A 686-nucleotide genomic window follows, 5' to 3' on the forward strand; every position below is an offset into this window, starting at 1 on the left:
GCATTTGGTATATTGTGAGAGAATTTCTTTATTATTTTAGCTTCAAAAGAAAAGGAATGAAAAGTAAAAGTACAAGCTCATTGAAGCATTAGTGGAGATCGCTAAAGATTCTAATCAATTTGCATATTAATCAATAAACTTGCCAATTATTTGGAGATTGATACATTATTTTTAATGTCTAAAAAAGCACTGTTAAAATAATCGGGTTCTTGCTTTAAGAAAGCCGATATAAATTCTAGGGACAAGAGTAGTAAAAAATGCTTGCGTGATGTGTAGACAGATTTCTCACGGGAGCATTTAAGTAATAGCTTTCGCTATTCAAAGCACAAGTTTTACTTTCATATGCGAAATGGTCAGATTTTTGTGTATGAGACCGAAAAGAGCTTTAAAAATTGACATGAGATGTGCGAGCTGTCTCAATCAAATGAGGGATTAGGGTCAAACAAGCATCAAGGTATTGCGATAATTTCAGAAATAAAAGCTATGATTACTGGTACTTCTGGTTTTTTCCTAAGAGAAGATGAAAAAACGTTTATTGTTGAACATAAACCTTGGGCTTTTATTTTGTTTGTACGCAATATTGTGTCGGAAGATGATGTGAAGGTGCTTACCATATCTCTACGTGATGTAAGTGGACGTGATAATATTTTATTTTTATTGATCAGAAGAGGGGAGTACAACATTTG

At 32.9% G+C, this 686-nt stretch carries 1 pseudogene; it reads left to right on the forward strand.

From position 1 onward, the window contains the following. Nucleotides 1-402 precede the first annotated feature (402 nt). Nucleotides 403-686: pseudogene (locus tag ACFIK8_RS11625) on the forward strand (hypothetical protein); the annotation flags it as partial.

It is taken from the genome of Bartonella sp. MR168JLCBS, from assembly GCF_042194175.1.